At 38.8% G+C, this 19069-nt stretch carries 21 protein-coding genes, 1 tRNA gene and 2 pseudogenes; 10 read left to right on the forward strand and 14 right to left on the reverse strand.

What is annotated here, in order from left to right:
• The 6 genes and pseudogenes from PWP39_RS02685 to PWP39_RS02715 form a co-directional block, all read left to right on the forward strand.
• Positions 1-90: pseudogene (locus PWP39_RS02685) on the forward strand (IS6 family transposase); the annotation flags it as partial.
• Positions 91-121: 31 nt separating this feature from the next.
• Entirely contained in the window at positions 122-370 is a 249-nt protein-coding gene (locus PWP39_RS02690; protein ID WP_288072426.1) for a DUF257 family protein, read from the forward strand.
• A 10-nt stretch (positions 371-380) separates the two neighbouring features.
• Entirely contained in the window at positions 381-743 is a 363-nt protein-coding gene (locus tag PWP39_RS02695; RefSeq protein ID WP_288072427.1) for a DUF257 family protein, read from the forward strand.
• A 461-nt stretch (positions 744-1204) separates the two neighbouring features.
• Positions 1205-2484: pseudogene (locus PWP39_RS09755) on the forward strand (hypothetical protein).
• Positions 2485-2818: 334 nt separating this feature from the next.
• Positions 2819-3205 carry a hypothetical protein gene (locus PWP39_RS02710; protein WP_288072433.1) on the forward strand — a complete coding sequence of 129 codons (387 nt, stop codon included), beginning with the start codon at positions 2819-2821 and terminating at the stop codon, positions 3203-3205.
• Positions 3206-3247: 42 nt separating this feature from the next.
• On the forward strand, positions 3248-3757 hold the full coding sequence (locus PWP39_RS02715; RefSeq protein ID WP_288072436.1) for a thioredoxin domain-containing protein: 510 nt from the start codon (positions 3248-3250) through the stop codon (positions 3755-3757).
• A 64-nt stretch (positions 3758-3821) separates the two neighbouring features.
• Here the strand turns inward: PWP39_RS02715 and thrC are convergent, their stop codons facing one another.
• Positions 3822-4973 (reverse strand): threonine synthase, encoded by a 1152-nt coding sequence (gene thrC, locus PWP39_RS02720; protein WP_288072438.1) that lies wholly within the window; start codon positions 4971-4973, stop codon positions 3822-3824.
• 74 nt (positions 4974-5047) lie between these two features.
• On the opposite strand from thrC, the gene PWP39_RS02725 reads away from it, so the two are divergent.
• The 3 genes from PWP39_RS02725 (at position 5048) to PWP39_RS09730 (ending at position 6258) form a co-directional block, all read left to right on the forward strand.
• Positions 5048-5251, forward strand: coding sequence for a helix-turn-helix domain-containing protein (locus PWP39_RS02725; protein WP_288072442.1), 204 nt, complete (start codon positions 5048-5050; stop codon positions 5249-5251).
• 64 nt (positions 5252-5315) lie between these two features.
• Positions 5316-5978 (forward strand): inorganic phosphate transporter, encoded by a 663-nt coding sequence (locus PWP39_RS02730; RefSeq protein WP_353851431.1) that lies wholly within the window; start codon positions 5316-5318, stop codon positions 5976-5978.
• Positions 5881-6258 (forward strand): inorganic phosphate transporter, encoded by a 378-nt coding sequence (locus tag PWP39_RS09730; RefSeq protein ID WP_353851432.1) that lies wholly within the window; start codon positions 5881-5883, stop codon positions 6256-6258. The genes PWP39_RS02730 and PWP39_RS09730 overlap by 98 nt, the downstream gene beginning before the upstream one ends.
• Here the strand turns inward: PWP39_RS09730 and hflX are convergent.
• From hflX to PWP39_RS02750, 4 genes are read right to left on the reverse strand one after another with little or no spacing between them, the layout of a single operon-like run.
• Positions 6242-7534, reverse strand: coding sequence for a GTPase HflX (gene hflX / locus PWP39_RS02735; RefSeq protein WP_288072534.1), 1293 nt, complete (start codon positions 7532-7534; stop codon positions 6242-6244). The genes PWP39_RS09730 and hflX overlap by 17 nt on opposite strands.
• 29 nt (positions 7535-7563) lie before the next feature.
• On the reverse strand, positions 7564-7857 hold the full coding sequence (locus tag PWP39_RS02740) for a DUF3216 domain-containing protein (protein ID WP_288072445.1): 294 nt from the start codon (positions 7855-7857) through the stop codon (positions 7564-7566).
• Positions 7858-8034, reverse strand: a complete 177-nt coding sequence (locus PWP39_RS02745) for a hypothetical protein (protein WP_288072449.1) — start codon at positions 8032-8034, stop codon at positions 7858-7860. It lies immediately after the preceding gene.
• Positions 8034-8447, reverse strand: a complete 414-nt coding sequence (locus PWP39_RS02750; protein ID WP_288072453.1) for a UPF0175 family protein — start codon at positions 8445-8447, stop codon at positions 8034-8036. Before PWP39_RS02750 ends, PWP39_RS02745 begins: the two co-directional genes overlap by 1 nt.
• Before the next feature lie 53 nt (positions 8448-8500).
• On the opposite strand from PWP39_RS02750, the gene PWP39_RS02755 reads away from it, so the two are divergent.
• Positions 8501-8893, forward strand: coding sequence for a PaaI family thioesterase (locus PWP39_RS02755; RefSeq protein WP_288072455.1), 393 nt, complete (start codon positions 8501-8503; stop codon positions 8891-8893).
• Here the strand turns inward: PWP39_RS02755 and rlmD are convergent.
• The 9 genes from rlmD to PWP39_RS02800 form a co-directional block, all read right to left on the reverse strand.
• Positions 8876-10111 (reverse strand): 23S rRNA (uracil(1939)-C(5))-methyltransferase RlmD, encoded by a 1236-nt coding sequence (gene rlmD, locus PWP39_RS02760; protein ID WP_288072458.1) that lies wholly within the window; start codon positions 10109-10111, stop codon positions 8876-8878. The two genes, PWP39_RS02755 and rlmD, sit on opposite strands and share 18 nt — an antisense overlap.
• A gap of 20 nt (positions 10112-10131) precedes the next feature.
• Positions 10132-10209, reverse strand: a tRNA-Gly gene (locus PWP39_RS02765).
• 109 nt (positions 10210-10318) lie between these two features.
• Positions 10319-10618 carry a DUF2103 domain-containing protein gene (locus PWP39_RS02770; RefSeq protein WP_288072460.1) on the reverse strand — a complete coding sequence of 100 codons (300 nt, stop codon included), beginning with the start codon at positions 10616-10618 and terminating at the stop codon, positions 10319-10321.
• Between the two features lie 18 nt (positions 10619-10636).
• Positions 10637-11992, reverse strand: coding sequence for a DNA double-strand break repair nuclease NurA (nurA, locus tag PWP39_RS02775; protein ID WP_288072463.1), 1356 nt, complete (start codon positions 11990-11992; stop codon positions 10637-10639).
• Complete coding sequence (rad50, locus tag PWP39_RS02780) at positions 11989-14637, reverse strand: DNA double-strand break repair ATPase Rad50 (RefSeq protein ID WP_288072466.1); 2649 nt, start codon at positions 14635-14637, stop codon at positions 11989-11991. Before rad50 ends, nurA begins: the two co-directional genes overlap by 4 nt.
• Positions 14634-15920, reverse strand: coding sequence for a DNA double-strand break repair protein Mre11 (mre11, locus tag PWP39_RS02785; RefSeq protein ID WP_288072468.1), 1287 nt, complete (start codon positions 15918-15920; stop codon positions 14634-14636). The genes rad50 and mre11 overlap by 4 nt, the downstream gene beginning before the upstream one ends.
• A 15-nt stretch (positions 15921-15935) precedes the next feature.
• The gene (herA, locus tag PWP39_RS02790; RefSeq protein WP_288072471.1) at positions 15936-17591 is read right to left on the reverse strand and encodes a DNA double-strand break repair helicase HerA; all 1656 of its coding nucleotides are present in this window, start codon (positions 17589-17591) and stop codon (positions 15936-15938) included.
• Positions 17592-17611: 20 nt separating this feature from the next.
• Positions 17612-18793, reverse strand: coding sequence for a cation:proton antiporter (locus tag PWP39_RS02795; RefSeq protein ID WP_288072473.1), 1182 nt, complete (start codon positions 18791-18793; stop codon positions 17612-17614).
• Position 18794: 1 nt separating this feature from the next.
• Positions 18795-19046, reverse strand: coding sequence for a TIGR00304 family membrane protein (locus PWP39_RS02800; protein ID WP_014835345.1), 252 nt, complete (start codon positions 19044-19046; stop codon positions 18795-18797).
• Positions 19047-19069: the final 23 nt, after the last annotated feature.

Raw genomic sequence — 19069 nt, forward strand, 5'->3', positions numbered from 1 at the left:
TATAATTTTGTCAGAATTCATTCTAGTTTTGGTGATCCGCCTGGTGATGTTACTGAATGGCTTCAGGAGGTGATGCCCCAGTTATCCTAACAGTATCTTAAAAAAATTGGAGGTGTAAGATATGATAGAGTTATTTGATAAACTAAAACCGGGAGAAATAGTCTTGGTTGAGTATTCATCTAAGGATGATCCATCGATAATTTTCGCTGAAGTTATGAAGTGGGCCGAGGCAAAAGGTTTCCAGACACTAGTGACTGACCTTTTTAATCGAGTAGATATCTGCTTAAGGCGGATAAAACTTGAAGTTCCCGAGTGCGAGCTCTTAAAAAAGCCAAAATTTATTGAAATAGGATATCACGATATTGCCTGAAGTGAATTTAGTGGCCTTTATTGGGGGGAACAAACCTGTTCCTGCATTACTTCGTGAGTATAGGAAAGTGTTTGATAAGTTACTGGAAGAGAGGTTTACCATTGTGTTTTTGTTTGGAATAGAAAGATGGAGCATTATAAGAGATGAGGAAGTCCAGCTTGTTAATGCACTTGAAACTTTCTTGGGAGATACCCGTAGAATCGCCTTTTATTTCGTAAATAAGGATATTTTATCTGTCACATCCTTGAAACTACTTTATTTGCTCGAGGAATTAGCTACCACAATAATTGAATTCAAAAAGGAGGAGAAAAGGAAGTTGGTAGTCACTAAAGCTCTAAACCGTGTGTTGGAGGGCTATGAGGTTGAATTGTGAAGCTGTGATTTTTAGAGGATATTTAAATGCCTATGAGGTTTAAATGGAATTTCACACCAACTCTTTCTAGAAGCAAATACAGTGCCTTACTCAGTGCTGTTCTACTTGTTGATACTATCACAGAAATGAGGCAGAAAGATTTCCAAATGCTCTTATAGGGATTGCAAAAACAGTAGAAAAGTTTTCAAAACATTTGTCGGGCTTGAAGAATTCATGGGTTTGTTTCCCTGTTTGGCTTCTGGTATAATTTCGTCAGAATTTAGAGTGATGTAACTAAATTGCTTCAAGGGAGGGTACCCTGGTTATCCTGACAGTATCTAATAGGAACTAGTGTGTTGATGCATATTTAAACAACTTTATACAGTAAAACTTATAAGTATAACAAATCCTAAAAATATCTGAAAACTTCATAGGTGAGGAATATTATGAAACTTAGAATTGTTGTGGTACTGTTGTTGATTATGTTATTAACATCTACGTTGGCAACTGATTTTTTGAGCGTTGAAGGAACTTATTTCATGGGGGATGCTAAGGTTTTTATATTCCAGCCTTCCCCCCAGGGGGGTGTGAAACTTCTCAAGCAGGGGTACCTTGGTGGTCTTGTGACTCTGAGGACTGAGAGTAAAGAGTGGCGTGATGTTATGAGTGCTGAAAACTTGCATGCCATACCAACTCCCCTCGTAATATACTTCACAAAAGATGGAAAGGTTGGTGTAAGAAGCATCCAACCTGGGAAACCTCTTGAACTGAGGGGGATGTTTCCAATAGAGGAAGTTGCTGAACCCTCCCCTAGACCAGAACTTAACCTCCCGATAACTGCAAAAGTGAGGTATAAACTGCACTCGCTTTTGGGAACATCCTCATGCCCCCCAGGATATGAAGAGCTTAATGCCAGATACTGTATAATTGAAAACTGGGAGTACCTCAAGGACTCATATTACGCGGATTCAAAAATATTCACTGAGTGGATTCCCTTCATGGGATTAAAAGTTAGGAGTGAGGGATATAAGGAAATAAGGAGTGTTAGTGTTGCGTGGGGCATTCAGTTGACAACAGGAACTAAATCAATGTGGACTCTAAGCGTGGATGGTATACCCGTTCTGGACTTTGGAGCCTCGTACTCCGGTTCAACACTGAAAATCAGTTATGCTCCAGAACAAGAAATAGCTACGGAAATGGTTATCTGGATAGGTACTTGAATCTTCCGTTGAAGTATGTGGTTGTTGTTTACAACATCCCAGTATATGATAAGTGGAGGAGGGAGTATGCTAGCATTCCCATTGCTGGAGTTTACCCCCTGGAGATTATGATGAGTGGGTATTATACTGTTGAGGAAAGCGATTTGAACAAGAGTCCCTTACTAACAGATTACCTTTTAAATTCCCACTTCCCCACAACAAACATTGAAACGAAGAGAAAAGTAGTCAGGACGGATTCCCGAGGTGATTACCCGAACGTTGTGTTTGATTTCCAAGGGGGTTTTGAATATGCGTTTTACTCAACTCCCCTTGGGGGTTCCGCCGTTAATTGGCTCTGGAGCAAGCTTCCAAAGATTGGAGCACTCTCAATAACGTTCGGTTACTCGTCAGCATCTCAATCAGTTACTACCTACAAAATTGACATTGACCAGGGAGCACCTAACCAGCTTTACTATGTCTTAATGTTCAAGAGAAACCTTGAGCTCATAGACAGCAACAATGTAGAAGTGACAATGTACTTCACAGCGATAGACGATGGGTAGGGCTCATCTCCATCATGCATTGAAAACGTCTGTCCCAAATCAATCGATCCAAAATACTGATATATGAGTTCTCTTTTCTTTTACCTTTTAGAGTTGAAGAGGCGTGAATAGAGTAGTTCGTTGCTTGTTCCCCCTTCCTCGAGATTTTGCTGTAGATGTACACGCTCCTCCCTAACCCCCTCTCGAAGGTCTCGTAGTCTACCTCGATAAGGCCTCCCACCAATGACTGGAGATGGTCAGTTATCTATATGACCAGACTAGCTAATGCTTCACCCTTATCTCGACAGTCTCAGCAATTTTTTAAAAGAAGTATAAAAGAGTAGTGGGAGTGACTATGATAGAGAAAATTAGGATTAGGGAAGAAATCCCGCAGGACAAGTATGAGGATATCATAAGGACTCTTGAAAAGCTGAAGAAGAAGTTCCCAGGAGTTTTAGTCAGAAAAACGAAGACTGGTGAAAAGGTAAGCTTCATCGCTGTAGATCTTTGTGGGGGAATGAATTTTGATGTAATTGTTGGAATTAAAAACGGAAACCCATATGTTGCTGTCGAAATGGAAGGGAAAAAGGCATCGATGGCCTTTGGAATAATGAAGTTCCTCCTAGAAGAGGCTGGAATTGAATATTCTCAGGAGTGCGATGGCAGTGAGGCTTATTTGGAGCTCAAGAAGAGAATGAAAGCTAAGAACCTTTTGGATTTCCTTAGACTTTCAAAAAGTTAAGCTTATTTACCACCACATATATCTTTCAAGGAGGCTGGATAAATGAGAGGTGGAAAAATAATCTTCGCTTTATTAATGATAACGATTGTGATTTCTGCTGGATGCACAGAAAAGTCAACCCCGACTACAACTCCCGAGGGATTAGACAAGAGTAAGTTTCACTTCTATATCTATGGAGTTCCAACTTGCCCTCATTGTCAAAAGATGAAGGAAGTCCTCCCTGAGTACTATGGAGAAGGAAGTACGACCTTTTATGACATTAGAGCAAGCCAGCAAAATTACAACATCTACATGAACTTTTCCCAATTGCTCGGAGTTACAGGTGTCCCATTGATTGGGGTATTCTACAACAATACCCTATATGGAGTTGTTGAGGGAGAATTTCCTCCTGAGGCTGCTCAGGAGATCGTTGAGAAAGCTATGGAAAACAATGGAGTAATAATTTTGATATCTAGTGGAACATACCTGTTACCCAGAAATGAAACTAAGGCTGTTGAGGCGATTGAAAATATGACCAAATGGTTCCTAAACGGGGAGGTGGTTGGTCAATAGGCATTTTTAACTCTTGCCTAATTCAAGTCCTAATGGGAGGTTTATATGGAAGGCCAAGTGATTTTTATTCAATGCATTCTTCTAATCTTTGTAGGGAGCACTCCTTGACTTTTGGTAGTTCAACGTACCTCAATGTCTTTAATCCAGAACCTGTAAGAATGCTAACTACAATTGCTCCCTCTTTAATAATTCCCTCTCGCCTTAGCTTTTTTATTGCGGCTATTCCTGTTGCGGATGCTGGTTGAACAAACACTCCTTCTCTCCCCAAGATTCCCTGGGCCTCTAAAATCTCTTCATCTGTAACTGTAGCACAAATCCCATTCAATTTTTTCAGCATCCTTAAGACTGTATTTCCACTTGGAGGATATGGATTTTCTATTGCATGTGCTATTGTATGAGGATTTTCAAATCGCTCTATCTTTTCTTTTCCTGTGTTGAATGCCTTACATATTGGAGAACAGCCCTCAGCTTGTACCACAACAAATCTAGGAAGCTTTTCTATTAATCCACTCTTCTTGGCCTCCAAGAACCCCTTCACAATCCCCCTAAATAATCCTCCAGATGATGTAGGGACTATCACATAGTCTGGGGTTATTTTCTCACTTATCTCAAAGCTAATGCTTTTATACCCTTCAACTCTAAAGGGATCATCCGAGTTTATGAAATATATCCCCTTTTTCTTTCCGATTTCTAAGCTCCTATAATAGAGTTTTCCATAGTCTCCATGAACCTTGATAATCTTTGCTCCATAAGGTGCTAAAGCCTTGATCTTTTCTTCTGCTATTGTTGAAGAAACCAAAATGTAAACTTCAAGCTCAGAATGAGCTCCGTATGCAGCAACGCTTGCTGCCATATTTCCTGTTGACACCGTCCCAATACTTCTAAAGCCAAGTTGTATTGCTCTATGAATTCCTAGGTAAGTTCCCCTATCTTTAAAACTCCATGTAGGGTTTAGGGTCTCATTTTTTAAATATACTTCAATTTCAAGTTCTTTAGAAAGTTTCCTTGCTCTCGTTAATGGGGTGTCTCCTTCTCCCAGGCTTAACTCTGGATCCAGTTCAAGAGGGAAGAATTCAGAAAACCTTTCCCATACTTTTGTTCCTTTCTTTTTATGTGTGCCACTAAAAAGCTCAAGTTCTAAGGGCTCTCCACATTCACACCTTTGATATGGTTTTTCAAATGGATACATTCTTCCACATGAAGTGCACCTAAGCATACAAACCACCTGAACATTTTTGTCCAGAAAGGTTAATTAGTATCTTGGACTATGTTTAATATGGTGTCCTTTCCATGACCTCTAAGGAGTTTGTATATAAGGTTTTAGCCACCAAAAAGAGAGTTGTTTCTTTAAAGAGCTTAAGTTCTGAACTTGAGACTTCAATGCCAACCCTTTTCCACACCCTTAAACAGTTGGAGCATGATGGGCTTGTTGAAATCAGGTATGAAGGGGATATTAAAGTCAGGGCAAAGACAATAGAAGACTATACAGGTTAGCTATTTTTCTTCTTCCAAAAATTCTTTAAAAATTGTAGGTAGAATAAGCCCTAGGGAGAGTTATGTGCTCGCTGTAGAATTAGTTTTGCTTGGAGCATCGTTTTATCTCTTATGGAATATTGGAGCCAATAGTTCTGCAAACGCTCTAGGAACTGTCGTAGGTTCGGGAATTTTAAACTTTCGTCAGGCTGTTTTTGTAACATCTCTTTTCTCATTTCTTGGGGCTTATCTCAGGGGAGAGACCGTTATGAAAACTGTGGGGAATAAATTGGTTTCTGGACTCCCAGTAGAGGCTTTGATAATAGTTCTTCTATCTTCGGGCCTAGTTATTACCCTTGCAACTGTTAAAGGATTGCCACTTCCCGCAACCCAGGGAATAGTGGGATCACTATTAGGTGCAGGACTTGCTTTTGGGGCTTCAATTCACTGGAAGATTTTTTACCTAATCGTTTTAGCGTGGATTGCTTCTCCTTTTATATCAATGGTATTTTCAATCTTCCTATACAAGTATTATTCCATTTTTGTAAGAAGAATTAAGAGCATTAAAAGGCTTGAAATTTTATACAAGTTGATGGCCATAATTTCTGGTTCTTACATCGCTTTCACCCTCGGAACAAATGATATCGCCAATGCAGTTGCCCCCCCTTGTGGGGGCAGGAATATTAACTCCCCAGGAGGCATCATTTTTTGGTGCGTTATGCCTTTCTCTGGGGGCTTACACCTTTAGCTACTCAATTATGCGTATCTTGGGAAAGAAAATAGTTGAATTAGATCCTTTATCCGCCTTTTCTGCACAAATGGGAGCGGCATTTTCAATTAGTATTGCAAATTACTTTGGATTTCCAGTTAGCTCTGGCCAAGCAGTTGTGGGTGGAATCATTGGAATAACCCTTGCAACTGGAGAAAGAATTAAGAGAAAAACAGTGCAACATATTGTGCTTGGATGGGTAGTTGCCCCAATGTTCTCTATAAGCCTTTCCTACATTTTAGTCAAGCTTCTTCTCTGATTTGTAGTCTTCTTATCTCTACACCTAGCCTTGTTAACTCTCTTATGATTCCACTCTGCAGATATGCCTTAATCGTGGTCTCTTCCCCTCCATTATAAGTGATCTCGAGGACATCTCCTACAGAGTAAACCAAGGAGAGAACTTTTCCGATTTGAGTGGAATCCCTCACAACTATCTCAAAGAATTGGAACTTAGGTAGTTTTAGGAGAGCTTTTTCTAGAGCTTCATATAACTCTTCGAGGATTCCGTTCTTTGCGGAGATCTTTACAACTTCAATCAAGTTTACCCTTCCCTCAGCAATCTCCTTTAGAAGCATTTTCTTTGTTTCGGCATCCTCGGGAGACACTTTGTCGATTTTGTTTAGAGCTATTATCATTGGTCTTTCTAAGGCCTTCAATTCTCTGAGAACATTAAGGGATGCAAAGAACTTTCTCCTTATTTCAGGCCAAGCTTCACTTGAATCTAAGACGAGAACTATTATGTCTGCCTTTACTATCTCCTCCAAGGTTGAGTGGAACGCTTCAACAATAAAGGGTGGTAGATTGTCGATGAAACCGACGGTATCGGTAATGAGGAGTAGCTTCCCCCCAAGTTTGAATCTCCTTGTTGTTGTATCTAAGGTTGTAAACATCTGATTTTTTGCTTCCACATTTTCTCCAGTCAGGGCATTTAGGAGTGTAGATTTTCCTGCATTTGTATATCCAGCAAGGGCAATTAGAACGAATCCATCTTCCTCTCTCTTCTTCCTTCTAACATCTCTCTCTGCTTTTATTTTTTCAAGTTCTTCTTTAATTTTCCCCATTCTATACCTTATGTGCTTAAAGTACTGGTGAACCTGATACTCACCCATACCCTTGAATCCAGCTCTATCACCCATTTTTATCCTTCGTATTGCTTCCTTAACGAGGGGTAATTCATACTGAAGGTTAGCAAGTTCAACTTGGAGCTTTGCCTCTTTGGAATGAGCCCTCTTCTCAAAGATTTCAAGGACAAGTTGCCACTTATCAATTACATCAACCCTTAGTTCTTTCCAAAGGTTGTAAGCTTGAGAAGGGGTTAACTTATTGGCAAAAATAACTTTATCTGGTTTGAGTTCTTTGACTAGATTTTTGAGTTCTTCAACCTTCCCAGGCCCTATATTGTACCTGGGATGCTCTTCTCTAACTTGCTCAACTATCGCAAGAATTTCATAACCTGCACTTCTCAAAAGCTCTTCAAATTCTTCCCTACTAATTCTCTCCTGTCGAGACTTTCTAATGACACCAATTGCTCTCATCATTACATTTCTATATTTTTCTTTTTAGTTTATAAATCATTGTCAACTAAGAGTGGAGGCTTTGGTTTTCTTAAAAGGGCTTCTGCCTCTTCTCTTGCAGTTTTAACTTCATGCAAGAGAGTTTCAATTTTCTCATCTGAGTATTTCATTTTAAGGGTTGTGAGAATTCCCTCTAAAAATCCATAAATGCCCGCCTTTGCAAATGCTTCCCCTCTTGTTTTTTCAATCCCTTGAGTTAGGGTTGCAAATCTTTCAATTGCTTTTGCTAAGTTTTCTTCTTTAAATTCTAAACAAAGTTCTTTTACCTTTTCAACTAGGTCCATTTAAACCACCTTTTTAGCCCTTATAACGACAAAGTCTCCCCTTCCATATCCTCCTTCTACTGGTTCAATATCGTGAATCTCATCTAATTTCTTAAACAACGTTTGAATACGTTTGTTTCTCTCAAGCCACTCTTTGTATCTCTCAGTGTACTTTTCAAAAGGTTCTATCTTGGCCATTATTCATCCTCCAGGTAGTCTTTAAACTTCTCCATGTTGACTCCCTTTGATAGTCCGAATAAGTAGGCAAGAATTTTCTTATCCAGATTCCCATACCTCTCTTTCATTTTTTCTATCTCTTCAAGAACTTCTATCTCGCTAAGCCTAAGTTCTCTCGCTAAATATTCCACAATTTCTCCAAATATATCCCTTTTGCTCTCCTTTTCAATTATGGCATCTTCATGAACAATAAGGCCTTCAGAAGTTTCCTCAATAATCCCTTTCTTTATAGCTTCCTCTATGAGTTCTTTTGCCTCACCAACTGTTAATATTCCCAAATTAAAGGCTAGAATCCCAACTAACTCACTCCTGCTTGAGAAAACATTGTCCCCTTTAACTTTTATTGCTTGGAGGAGTGGTCTGAAGTCTTTCATCACTCTCCCCTTAGCTTTTAAATTTCAAAAACCTTATTCTTTTCGGTGGTGGTATGGAGCAGAGAACTCACAAGCTAACATCTGAGAGACTTGTGGGGAAACCCAGGTTAATAATGAAGGGATATTCTGAGGTGGAATTGGAAACCATCGACGAGATGAAAGTGGACGAGAAGGGTTTAGTTCATGGGGGCTTTACATTTGGCCTAGCTGATTACGCAGCAATGCTTGCTGTAAATGAGCCTACAGTGGTTCTTGGAAAGGCAGAGGTACGCTTTACAAAGCCAGTGAAAGTTGGAGATGTGCTCTTGGCAAAAGCTCAGGTAGTGGAGGATCAAGGAAAAAAGAAGATAGTTGATGTGAAAGTTTACAAGGGGGAAGAAGTTGTGCTAGAAGGAAAGTTTTACTGCTATGTTCTAGATAAGCATGTCCTAGATCAATCTCCTTAGCTTCCCCACCAATTCTATATGGGGAGTGTGAGGAAACATGTCGAGTGCAATTAATTCTTCAATTATGTAATTATTTAATTGTTCAATATTTGCCTTAAATGTCTTTGGATTACATGAGACGTAAACAATGGTTTCGGGCCCGTGATCGTTTAGTCTCTTCACGAGCTTTGGATGCAATCCTGCCCTGGGAGGATCTACTATTACCGTATCAAAACCTCTGATGTCTACCTCTTTATCACTCGCAACAAAAAATTCAGCCTCAACGTTGTTTATTTCAGCATTTTTGTTTGCCATTTCAATTGCAAAAGCGTTGGAATCAAACCCAACGACTTTCATTCCTTTTTTGGCAAGATATATTCCAAAAGTCCCAACCCCCGAATACATATCGACAACTTTTTCCCCTTCCACAAATTTTTCAACTGTTTTAATTAGATTAACTGCCTGATAGCTGTTAGTTTGGAAAAAGGAGTTTGGATGTATTAGATACTTTGTGCCATCCAATTCCTCTATTATGAATTTCTTTCCCCAATACTTTTCAACGTCGCCATAGGAGACATCACTCTTGCTTTTATTAATGCTCCAGTAAATTGAATCAGCAAATTCAAAATAACTTGTGGGATCTGGTAGCTCCCCCTCTTTTGTAACAAAGTTTACCATAATCTCTCCTGTGAATTTACCCTCTCTAAGAACCATATACCTTAGAAACCCGGAATCTTCTCTAATTTTCCATGTTGATATTTTTTCCTCTTCAATGTATTCTCTGAGTCTTTCTATTGCCCTTTTTGAAGTTTTCCCAAAAATGGGGCATTCTTCAATATCTACAACACTCCACCACTTTCCTCTTTCTCTAAACCCTATTGCACTCTCTGTAACTGCCAAATCTATTCTGTTTCTATGGCCAAATATCTTAGGAGAAGGAACGATATCAACGTCTCTCTCTAAGATTTTTCTTAGCTTCTCTTTCTTAAATTCTAGTTGGGAGTTGTAGTCAATATGTTGGAGAGTACATCCTCCACATTTTCCAAAAACCTTGCATCTCGCCCCCACCCTTATGGGAGAAGAACGGAGTAGCCTCCACTCAGTCACTATTTTTGCTCTCTTTTGTTTTTCTATCTTTAAAATTTCAACCTCGTCCCCTGGGGCTGAAAAGGGAACTAAAATTTTGTTGTAAAGAATGCCAAAACCATCTTCATTAAGTCTTTTTATTACTCCTTTCATGGTCATCACTTAAAAAATGTTGGTGCGGTGGCCGGGATTTGAACCCGGGTCGCCGGCTTGGGAGGCCGGCGTCCTAGACCAGGCTAGACTACCACCGCACTTAAATCCGTAGTTATAGAAAGAGAATGAACTTTAAAAGCTTTACCCTCAGATTGGGTCTTTTCTTTTCGCTTAAACTCGAATTTAAAAAAATGAATTTAAAGGATATTAGCCCTTCTCCCATTCCATGGCTAACTTCTCTATCTCCCTCCAGACTCTTTCCCTGTCAGCTTTATCGACTACCAGAAAAATCTCCTGCACAGAGCCATCACTTTTAGCTATAAGCTTCAGTCCAGCTTTAGTTTCCCTTGTAACCTTGATTTCGAACCCTCGAGAGTCACTGGCATAAATTCTTCCAGGAATAACTTTTTTAACTCCTGAAATGCTTGCTATTTTCTCAAGGGGTCTCTCTAACCCTTTGAGAAAGTGATGTTCTCTTTTTACTCCTTTTTTGAAGTGCTTGGGCATTTTAAATCCTCTCCACAGCTATTCTAGAGGGGATCTGCCGTACTTAACGAAGATCTTAAGTGCAGGATCCCTATTTCTTAGTGCATTTATCAAGGCATTAAGGCTGTTTCTAGCCTCTCTGTAAGATATCTTCACACCATGATGAGCAAGTTGGAGAGGCCTTAAATAACCCCCAGCCTTATGATACAGAATCAATGGGAGTATTTCATCGATGTTTATTGTTGATTGGAGCATGTAGATTACATCTCCTCTCTCGAACCTAACATAAGCTATTCGAATGCCGTCGTTAATCAGCTTTTCTATGCTTCTAAACTTTGAAAGTAAGAAATCGGGAAAGCTCCACTTCGGTGGAACAACTACATGCTCAACTTCTAAATACCCCTCCTTTTCGTGGCCAATAAGAGTTCTTATAATCGCATCCAGAAGAGCAGTGTCTACAATCTCTACTCCCAAAGTTCTTGCAAGGGTTTTTGTGTAAAAACTCTTAGCTATGTATGCCAAATTTTTGACCTCTAAGAGCTTATCAATCGAATAAAGATACTCAATATAGGAGAGGGTCATGTGAAGGGCATCATATATGTCATCTTTACTCAGGTACAGCTCGACTTTTTCCTCGTTAAGTTCCTGGAGTAATTCATCTACAGACTTTCCTCTTGAGCTTTCAAGAACTTCAATTGGAATAACCCTTGGAGAATACCCCAAAGCTTTCCTGGGAATCTTTACTTTTACCTTACTGCTACTGTAAGCAATGACCTTTGTGTCTATGTATTTCTTCCTGAACTTTTCGACGAGATTGTCCGTTAATATTGGGCTGTCATAGTTGCCGTTTTTTTCTAGATGCTCTGCGACTTCTCTATAGTGCTCTCTCAATTTTTCTAGGAATTCATTTAGGAGATTTTCAAAGTCACTCTCCCCAATTAGCGCCCTCATTACATTTAAACTTCTAATGTCTTCTGGATACACGGGAGGGCGAACCAAAGAGCCAGTTAAAGTTCCATCCATGAGAACTGCTCTTTTTTCTCCCTCGAGCTCCTTGTAGGCCAAATATCCAAGCATGTTTTCTAGCGTTTCCATCTGCATTCTAACTATCTGATCTGAAGTTCCATAGTTGTACTTTATGGCGTTTGCATAGCTTAGTCTTAACTGCTTTCCGCTTCCAACTGCCAAAGCTGAGAGGAAATAAATTACCGTTCCACTTAACCTTGAAACACTTCTACTCCCATCTACTGCATAGATGGAGGATTTCTCAGGGGGAGGAAGAGGTTTCCAGGAGTTTATTATGTTCCTGATTTGCTCATTGCTTCTGACATTCTCAAGATCATCAAGGAGAATCTTTGTTATTCTCTCTATGCTTTGTTTAGAGAGAAGCCTCAAGAGATCACCTCCACTTTGGAGGATCCGTTTTCGAGGCTTATCCTAATCACGTGATCTGCGGCATCTTTAAGTTCTTCATCGTGAGAGACGAGGATTACTTGTGGAATCTTCTTTAAGTATTTCTCCATAATAGTGATGAGCTTTCTTCTTCTCTCCTCGTCTAAATATGGAGTTGGCTCATCCAAAATCAAGAGGCTTATTTCCCCCGCTAGGTATAGGGACATTGCCAGCCTAAATGCCAATCCGAGGGCTATTCTTTCGCCTCCGCTGAGAAATGTTAGTGGTCTTTCTTTTCCTTCCCACACAACAAATAGCTTTACTTTATTCTCTTCAGCCCTTACCACGACTTCTGAATATTTACCCTCAGTAAATTCCGCGAATATTTCGCTGGCAAGTTCTCCAATCTTGCTAAGAGCAGCTTCCCTTGCTAGGGCTTTGTACTTTTTGACTTTCTCAATCAACTCTTCCGTAAAGTCTTTGGCTTTTTCTAATTCTTTAATTTCTTTCTTTACTCTTTCTCTGTTTTCTTTTTCAGCCTTCAGCTTTTCTAGCGTAGATTTTATTGTATCTCTCCTCTTTTCTAACTCTTTCTTTTGAGCTTCAAGTCTAGCTAGCTCTTTTTCCAGTTCCTCCTTCTCTTCCCTCTTCTTCTTGTATTCTTCTTCGTTATACTCTTGCTTTAGCTGGTGGAGTTTCTTTTCTATCCTTTCAATATCCTCTTCTACTTCAGCAAGTTCTTCAAAGCTAATTTCCAGAGTTTTTTTAGCTTTGAAGATTTCCTCTTTAATCATTTCGAGTTCTTTCTTTGAATTTAATAAGGTGAGATACTTTTTGTATATCTCCTCTAATTCTGTCAATTTAGAGTCGAGCTCTTCAATTGATTTAAATCCAAAAGACTCCAATTTAGTGTTAAGCTCTTTTGATTCTTTCTCTAATTCTTGCTTTTTATGAATAAGAGCAGACAACTTCTTCTCCAAGGGAGTCAGCTTTATAAGATCTTCTACGAGGCTCTTAATTCTACCTTCTAGTGTATGCAACTCATCTAAAAGCTTTTCATACTCCTTGGCATTTTTTTCTATTTTTTCGAGGGGTAGCGCATTCAAATATTCTTCAATAGATTTCATTTGTTCAGCCACTGTTAGAAGGGGCGTTAATCGCTTTATCTCTGTCTCTATTCTCCGAAGTTCCCTTTCGAGCTCGTTTTTTCTCTTGAGTAGTTTAGTCAAGGTATTTTCGCTATTTTCAAGGTCGAGATTATATTTGGATAGTAGCTCTTCCCTGTGCTTATCAGTTAACTCTCTTCCACACACTGGGCACTTTCCCTTAGCTTTTTTGAGCTCTTCTATTGCCGTTTTTAGATCCTCTATTTTACTTCTAAGTTCTCCAATTCTCTGAGTTATTTCATTTATCTCTCCTTCCATTGTTGTTTTCTTGATTTCTAGTTCGTCTAATGATTTCCTAATGTCTCCAGGAGATTTGTCTCCAAGTTTTTCTTTTAATTGTTTTAAATTTTCTTTCTTTGCTTTTATCTCTTCATACAATTGGTGGTCTTTTTCGAGAATAGCCAGCTTCTCTAGTATTTCTTTTTTCTCGTTTTCGAGCTTCTCCTTTTCTAATTTTTTCTCGTTAAGTTCTGCAATCCTCCTTTGAATCTCGTTAATTAACCCTTCCACTCTTGTCATCTCTCTTTCTATTTCGTGTTTTTTATCTAGATACCAATTTCTGAAGTCTTTCAGGGTTAGATATGCATCAACATCTTTCTTTATGTTAGTGATTTCTTTGACTTGCTCTTCAAGATCTTTCTCTTTTTCTTTTAACTTTTCTAAGTATTCTTCAGTGTTTTTTATTCTCTCTTCAAGGGTTCTCTTATCCCCCTTTCTTTTTTCTAACAAACGTTCGCTGTTTTCGATCTCAGCCTTTATTTGCTCAAGTCTCTGGACTTCTTTCCTAAGCATATCACTCTTTGACCTTTTAGCGGGAAGCACTTCTTCTATCTTTGATATCTCTTGGAGGACTTGAATAAGTTCCTCTTCATGTTCTTTTATTAGATCTTCTATGTTTTCTGTTCTTGCAAGGATATCTCTATACTCATTTATTCGGTTGTTAATGGTTTTCTTTAGTTCGGAAAGCTTCTTATATGCAGTCTCAAACTTATCTAAGTTTAGAACTTCCCTGACAACTTTCTCTCTAGCCTCGTCACTCTCAAGTATAGCGTCAATTTGTCCCTGCCTAATGTAGATGGCGTTCAAGAATATGTTATACGGAATGAGCTTTTCCATAAAACTAGATACAGCCTTCGAGCTTGGCTCTGTTACATGCTTCCACTCACTTCCTACGAGCCTTTTCATAGCGTGAATTTCTCCTGAAGAGTATCCCTTTAAAAATCTCCTTGTTATTCGATATTTAGTGCCGTCTTTCTCAAAAATTAAGTCGATATATGTATCTCTTGCTCCAACCTTTGTGAACTCGTCTTTTTTGATGTCTTTAACTTTTAGAGGCCAGTAGAGGCCGACAAGTATTGCATCTAGAAGTGAGCTCTTTCCAGATCCGTTTTGACCAATTATTAAATTAATGCCTTCCTTAAATTCTACAACAGTGTCGCTATGAGATCGAAAGTTTTTTACAACAACTCTCTCTAACTTCATCTCGCACCACCAAGCCAGCTATCAAGTGTTCCCTTCTTTTTCTTTGGAATGTTCTCAATTTTTTGTCTCACAGCGTCTCTTTTTTCCTCACTTACTTTTTTAACCGTCTCTTCTAATGGGCCTCTTTCTTCGATTTTTCCTTCTGTTATGAGTTTTATTATATAATCAAAATCATCAAAATCTTTTTCTCCAAGGATGTCTATAATCTTTAGCTCGAATTCAGTAAAGAAATCAGATGGTAATCCTATTTTTACACTTTCCTCATCTGTTTTTTCCTTTATTCTCAACGTGTCTATCTTTAGATATTCAACATTTAACAACTCTTTTATCTCAGTTAGGTCAAAAGGCTTTTTCCAGCTAATGTTTAGCCTTACATACGCGTTCTTGGGAATTAAGGGAATTAGCCTTTTTACGGCCTTCTTTATTTCCTCTTCGCTACCCTTAATTTTTACATCAATAAAGGGTCTAACCTTTATTTCAATGAATCTCGGCTTGAAATCCTCAACTATATAGAAACCCTTGCTGACTCCGTATTTCTCTTTAAACTTTAATCCGTCCCATTCGTATCTAACTTCATAATCCCCAAAGTCCCATCTTTCTAGGGAACCCGGGTACACTACGGGAGAGCCGGAATAACTTGTCTCATACCTTTTGTGAATGTGGCCTAGGGCGTAGTATAGATATCCCTCAGGTAAATCCCCTAACCCTATTTCGAAGTAGTCTTCTCCCCTAGCTTCGCTTACTTCACGAACTCCCTGATGAAGCATTAGAATTGCATTGTCTGTAGGCCTAAATAATCTCTTAAGAATCTCTTTATTTGCTTCAAACCAAGCAGAACTCATGTATTTCATCCCATGAATTTCAAGGTCTTTGTAAACCCCCTTAACTAAATATTCCCCGTTTCCTAGTCTTTCACTCGTTAAGTATTCATTCTCAACTTTTTCTTTTCTCATTCCTATTACATAAACTAATCCAAAATCCTCGAGTAAATTTAACACTGAAGGGCCTCTCTGTGTTCTGTCATGATTCCCTTCTATAGCGAAGACTGGAATCGAGTGTTCTTTTGGTATTTGAAGTAATGCTATTGCCTTCTTTAATGTTCCAGGAGATGGCCTGCTTGAATGAAACAGATCTCCTGCTATTAGAATAAAGTCTACATTTTCCTGTACTGCTATCTCTAGAGCATTTTTGAAGGCTTCTGCAAATTCTTCTTCTCTCTGAGGCTTGTGAAACTGTTCGTAGCCAAGATGAATATCGGCTAAGTGAGCAAACTTAATTCCCACGTTTTTCACCTCATCTCAAAAGTCAATATCAATGTCTAGCGAATTCACCATATTTCTCTTCATCTTATTCCATCTATCAAGGATCCCTATATCTTCTCCTCCATATTGACCTGTTCCAGCTTTTCCTCTTAACTCTTTGAAGTTATAAATCCTAACAAGTGCTGGTAGCTTAATGGCTTGTCCCACAATAACGGCCTCGCCCTTCCCTAAACCTGCTATATCATCCATTAGATCTTTGCTTAGTTGCTCACTAGCCTTGAGAACGTACTCTTGATCCCTGGGATTGACTATTCTAAGGATTATCTTTGTGTTCATCTGGCTGAGTATGTCTTCATTAAGCTTACTTGGCCTCTGGGAAACTACACCTAAACCCACGCCAAACTTTCTTCCTTCTCTTGCAATCCTTCCCATAATCCTCATCGCATCGTTTTCCTCTCCTTGAGGAGCAAAGATATGGGCCTCTTCAACTATTACAAGAATTGGATAAGCTAAAGCAGGATACTTGCTTTCTATTTCTGTCATGATTTCTTCGTACTCATCTCTTTTTTTCTTACTTGTTTCTTTTTCAAACCTTTTTCTGGCCATTTCATATTCAACTCTCTTCTCAAAGACTGCTTCAAGGAACTTTCCGACAACAACCTTCATCTGGTTTTCATCAAGGGGACTCAAATCAATAACATTGACCATTCCAGGTTTTATTGCTGCGACAAGATTTTCACTGGTCACGATGTTTCCATAATTTCTTAGAAACCTTCTAATCCTAAATATTATCCCTCTAATAGTTTCAATTCTTTCGCTCTTTAAGTCTTCACTTTTCATTCTTCCTTCTTTTTCACTCCAATACTTTATCGTTTTCCTGCTTATCCATTCGTTTAATAAGTCCAAGAGGGCCTCAAGAAGTGACTCCCCTCCGAGGCTTTGATTTTTATGTTTAACAGTTTCCCAAGCCAAAGACAAGAAGTGTCTTTGAATTTGGGCTGAGGAAGAGATTCCAATTAAATCTGCAAGCTCTTCTGGATCTAGATCCTCAATTCTAATCTTTCCATCAATGATATTTACCAAATCTATTCCTGTCTCGGGAAGTCTTAGGTTCACATAGTCCCCATGAGGGTCTAAAACTACAACAGTCCCTCCGACATCCTCCACTATTCCCTTTATAATGACGGCAACTGCATTGCTCTTTCCAGCACCTGTAACAGCTAAAACTGCAAAATGTCTGGAAACGAGTTCGTTAACATCAAGTTTTATTCTAACATTCGGCCTTAAGAGTAAAGTTCCAATCTCTATTCCATCATTCCCGTAAATCATTTGAAGGAGATCATCTGAAGCCTTATAGACGTATTCCCCATTTCTTATTGGAACTCTATTTGGAACAAGCTCATTTCCCTCGATCTTTCCTAAAATTCTAACAGTTGCTACAACCTCTTCGTTCTCTCCTAAACTTTCTCCATATTCCTCTATATCTAATGCAAGAGAGTTAAAATTGCTTTTTACAGATGACAATAACCAGTTAACATTTTTTACATGCCTTACGGTACCTAGAACTAGATCACCATCTCTATTTTTAGTGACTACAAACTCTCCAAATGAAACGTTTGCGGAGGGATTTATTGAAAACTCATAACTTGTGAAGCTCGCTTCCCCCCTTACAATTCCAACGAATTCCTCCATACTTATCCCCGGTAATTATATCATTCTTCGCTTAATTTTTTTACGGTCTTCCTAAAGAATATTGGAGTGGATAGTGCAGTTAACATGGAAACTATGACTATTGTTGCAAATAAATCCTCCCCAATCATTCCACTCTCAAGTCCAAACTTCAATAGTGCCAACTCGAGACTGCCCCTCCCTCCCATTCCTATACCTACAATGACTGCATCTTTCCATGATCCTTTGAACACTTTAACTCCAAGGCCACAGCCTATAAGCTTTCCAAGAATTGCCGAAGCATAAAGCAAAGCAATTAGCAGAAGATTTATCTCTGAAGTGTCTGGGTCAAACATTAATCCTACATATATAAAAAACAATGGAATGAAGAATTCTGTAAGTACAACTTGCAACTCATTTATCAACTCATTCAGCTTTATTCTGCTAATAATTAATGGATCTTTTCTTTCTCTCAGCCTGCTTATTGTTAAACCCGCTAAATATGCTCCAATTATCCTATTAAGCCCTATTCCTTCCGCAATTACAGCGAGAGAGAATGTTAAGATTATTGTAAACGTAAAGAATACATTCAGATCTTTTATCACTAAATTATAAATGAGGCTAGATTTTTTGAAGACAAATTCAGAAAATATCAGTACACTAAGAATAAATGCTACTATCTTTATCGTGAGGATAGCCAGGGAAAGTAAGGAGGTCTGTCCTTTGATCATACCTGTTAGTATTCCTATAAGATAGACAGCAATAATATCGTCAGCAAAAGCCGCTCCCATTAAAACCGAAGAAATTTCTCTCTTGATTCTCTCCTTCATTATAACCCCACTTGTAACTTCTATTGCTGTATTTCCTAATGTTATACCAACGAAAAGAGCAGCTGAAATTCCTTTCCCAAATAGATATACTGTCGTGAATCCTAAGATGAAAGAGAATGCCACACCTAAAGAAGCAACAACAATTGCCTTTACTTTATTTTGAGCTATTGCGGAAAAGTTGCTGGTTAATCCCATGTATAGCATCATCATAATTAGTCCGAACTCACTTAGAACCTTTAGCTCTTCATTTGGATAAATTATCCCCAGGAGAAATGGTCCCAGGATTATGCCGGTTAATATGTGGGCAATTATTGGATGAATGTCCTTCTTCTCAAATAACCACTCAAGTAACTTGGCAACGACTAACAAAATTGAAAGATGTAGGATATAGTTCATTTCACATCCTCCTTTGGAGTAGGGCAAGTATTATCCACGATATCATCAAAACTAAAGCTAGTATCATGGCTATGGTAACTCCTCTCTTGGTTCCAAACGCTATCGGAATTGGACCAATCATTATAACTCCCCCAGCTTCTACATCAGTCTCTCCTTCACCAGAAAAGGCCGAGAGAAGGCTACCCAAAAATACAAGCATAAACCCAACCAAGATGAGAACTATGCCAGATATTATTAGAAGCTCACCTCTCATGTTTGAGGGTAAGAACAGAGGGT

It is taken from the genome of Pyrococcus sp., from assembly GCF_030153625.1.
Taxonomy (GTDB): domain Archaea; phylum Methanobacteriota_B; class Thermococci; order Thermococcales; family Thermococcaceae; genus Pyrococcus; species Pyrococcus furiosus.

Coding starts and splice junctions, on each gene's coding strand:
- PWP39_RS02690 (WP_288072426.1), top strand. CDS start 122: ATGATAGAGTTATTTGATAAACTAAAACCGGGAGAAATAGTCTTGGTT.
- PWP39_RS02710 (WP_288072433.1), top strand. CDS start 2,819: ATGATAGAGAAAATTAGGATTAGGGAAGAAATCCCGCAGGACAAGTAT.
- PWP39_RS02715 (WP_288072436.1), top strand. CDS start 3,248: ATGAGAGGTGGAAAAATAATCTTCGCTTTATTAATGATAACGATTGTG.
- thrC (WP_288072438.1), bottom strand. CDS start 4,973: ATGCTTAGGTGCACTTCATGTGGAAGAATGTATCCATTTGAAAAACCA.
- PWP39_RS02725 (WP_288072442.1), top strand. CDS start 5,048: ATGACCTCTAAGGAGTTTGTATATAAGGTTTTAGCCACCAAAAAGAGA.
- PWP39_RS09730 (WP_353851432.1), top strand. CDS start 5,881: ATGCAGTTGCCCCCCCTTGTGGGGGCAGGAATATTAACTCCCCAGGAG.
- hflX (WP_288072534.1), bottom strand. CDS start 7,534: ATGAGAGCAATTGGTGTCATTAGAAAGTCTCGACAGGAGAGAATTAGT.
- PWP39_RS02740 (WP_288072445.1), bottom strand. CDS start 7,857: ATGGACCTAGTTGAAAAGGTAAAAGAACTTTGTTTAGAATTTAAAGAA.
- PWP39_RS02745 (WP_288072449.1), bottom strand. CDS start 8,034: ATGGCCAAGATAGAACCTTTTGAAAAGTACACTGAGAGATACAAAGAG.
- PWP39_RS02750 (WP_288072453.1), bottom strand. CDS start 8,447: ATGAAAGACTTCAGACCACTCCTCCAAGCAATAAAAGTTAAAGGGGAC.
- PWP39_RS02755 (WP_288072455.1), top strand. CDS start 8,501: ATGGAGCAGAGAACTCACAAGCTAACATCTGAGAGACTTGTGGGGAAA.
- rlmD (WP_288072458.1), bottom strand. CDS start 10,111: ATGAAAGGAGTAATAAAAAGACTTAATGAAGATGGTTTTGGCATTCTT.
- PWP39_RS02770 (WP_288072460.1), bottom strand. CDS start 10,618: ATGCCCAAGCACTTCAAAAAAGGAGTAAAAAGAGAACATCACTTTCTC.
- rad50 (WP_288072466.1), bottom strand. CDS start 14,637: ATGAAGTTAGAGAGAGTTGTTGTAAAAAACTTTCGATCTCATAGCGAC.
- herA (WP_288072471.1), bottom strand. CDS start 17,591: ATGGAGGAATTCGTTGGAATTGTAAGGGGGGAAGCGAGCTTCACAAGT.
- PWP39_RS02795 (WP_288072473.1), bottom strand. CDS start 18,793: ATGAACTATATCCTACATCTTTCAATTTTGTTAGTCGTTGCCAAGTTA.
- PWP39_RS02800 (WP_014835345.1), bottom strand. CDS start 19,046: ATGAGAGGTGAGCTTCTAATAATATCTGGCATAGTTCTCATCTTGGTT.